Origin of the sequence: Rubrivirga sp. (genome assembly GCF_049648075.1) — a bacterium.
GTDB lineage: Bacteria > Bacteroidota > Rhodothermia > Rhodothermales > Rubricoccaceae > Rubrivirga.
Genome location: NZ_JBARYR010000408.1, coordinates 1 through 1,825 on the forward strand (window position 1 = coordinate 1; position 1,825 = coordinate 1,825).

3 protein-coding genes and 1 pseudogene are annotated in these 1,825 nt (G+C 69.5%); all 4 read left to right on the top strand.

Going from position 1 to position 1,825, the window contains the following annotated elements:
• Window positions 1–447: pseudogene (locus WBA11_RS11755) on the top strand (hypothetical protein); the annotation flags it as partial.
• Window positions 448–539: 92 nt separating this feature from the next.
• Entirely contained in the window at window positions 540–803 is a 264-nt protein-coding gene (locus WBA11_RS11760; protein WP_424520873.1) for a UPF0175 family protein, read from the top strand.
• Window positions 804–980: 177 nt separating this feature from the next.
• On the top strand, window positions 981–1,259 hold the full coding sequence (locus WBA11_RS11765) for a DUF3368 domain-containing protein (protein WP_424520874.1): 279 nt from the start codon (window positions 981–983) through the stop codon (window positions 1,257–1,259).
• A 196-nt stretch (window positions 1,260–1,455) separates the two neighbouring features.
• The coding region (locus tag WBA11_RS11770; RefSeq protein WP_424520875.1) for a DUF4141 domain-containing protein at window positions 1,456–1,825 on the top strand (370 nt) is incomplete at its 3' end.

Sequence of the window (1,825 nt, forward strand, 5' to 3'; positions counted from 1 at the left end):
GCCCACAGCCCGGCCCAGTTCCGGGACGGCGTCGGCGCCAGCGGCGGCGCTGGCGGCGCCCAGCTCCTCATCGAGAGCTGCCCGACGCGGATCTTCCTGCCGAACCCCGACGCCGCCGAGCCCGACACGGCCGCGCTCTACCACTGGCTCGGGCTCAACGAGGCCGAGGTGTCGCGGCTCTCGCGCGCCCGCAAGAAGCGGGACTACTACGTCCGCTCGCCGTCGGGGGCGCGGACGTTCGACCTGGCGCTCGACCCACTCGATATGGCGTTCCTGGGCACGCTCCCCGGCCGCTCGGCCGACGAGACGGTCCGGGAAGCCGCGCGGCTGGCGGACGCCGACGGCGAGCGGTGGCCCGCCGAGTGGCTCCGCCTCTGCGGCCTCGACGTCGAGGCCGACGCCCTCGATACGGCACGTGCTAATCCGCTCGAACGAGCGGCGTCGTAGACTGCGTTCGTGCGGCGCCGCCGTTCAGAGACTGGGGTTCGGCACTCCTCGCTCCAGTAGGCGTTCGACCTCTACCGCCAGCGTCCACGGCCATGAACACGCTCACCATCGATCTTCCTTACGACGTCGATCCCGACGACGCCCGGTTGCTCCTCACGATGAAGCTGTTCGAGGAGGGGCGAGTCTCACTCGGGAAGGCGGCCGAGTTAGCCGGGTACACCCGGAGGACCTACATGGAGCTTCTGGCACGGAGGGGGGTCGCCGTGTTCAATTACTCGCCGGAGTCACTCGACGAGGAAATGGCGCTCGCCCCCGAGGGGTCGCCCACTGAAGGGGCTCCGCCGGAGATGGCCTGATGCTCGTCGTCACCGACAGCACGGCGCTCATCAGTCTGGACCGGATTGGGCGTCTCGACCTTCTCCCGGCCGTTTTCCCCGACATCATGGCGCCCCCCGCCGTCGCCCGAGGAGTTTGGGCGGCACCCCGCGTGGCTGACCGTCCGCTCGCCCCGCGACGTGGAGACGACGCGGACGGTGCGAGCACAGTTGGACGCGGGCGAGGCCGAGGCCATCGCGCTGGCGCTGGAACACCACGGGAGCACGGTCCTCCTCGACGAACAGCGCGGTCGAACGTTCGCGCTCGCTCTCGGAGTCCCCGTCGTCGGCACGTTCGGCCTGCTCATCCGGGCCAAGCGCCGGGGCCTCGTCTCGACCGTACGGCCCGTCCTCGACGCCCTCGTCGGAGCCGGGTTCTACGCATCCGACGCGCTGTACCACCGTGCGTTGACGTTGGCAGGCGAGGCCGAGCCGTAGCTACCAACAGGCGGAGCGTCTGGGAGAGATGATCGTCGGCCATGTCGAACGATACGCTTTCGTTCTGCGAAAGATGGTCTTTCGGATCTCTCCTGCCGTCAAGGCTCGGTCGCTCCACCGACGACAGGATGTGAGCCGCCAGAGACTCGGATCGCGCTCTTGGGGTGACGCCCTTTCCCACGAGACGCCCAGACCCATGCTCCGGCTCAACCTCCCCCTCCGCATCGCCCGCATCCGCCGTGTCCGCTTGCCGCGCTCGTTCGGCCTTGCGGCGCTCCTCGCCTTGGTCGCGCTCGCGCCTGCCCAGGAGGCGAAGGCGCAGTGGGCCGTGGTCGACCCGGCGCACATCGCGAAGTCGGTCATCAACGGTCGCCAGATCGTCAACCAACTCCAGGCGCAGCGCGACCAGCTCCTCGCCTTCCGCGAGAACATCCGGAAGCTCCGGTCCTACAACGTCCGCGACGTGACGGGCTTCATCGCGCAGCTCGACCGGACGATCACGGACGGCGGCCAGCTCGCCTACTCGTCGGCCGACCTCGGGCGCGAGTTCGAGCAGGCCTACCGCT

Excerpts from the sequence above, each read along its gene's own strand:
- WBA11_RS11760 (WP_424520873.1), top strand. The coding sequence starts at position 540 with ATGAACACGCTCACCATCGATCTTCCTTACGACGTCGATCCCGACGAC.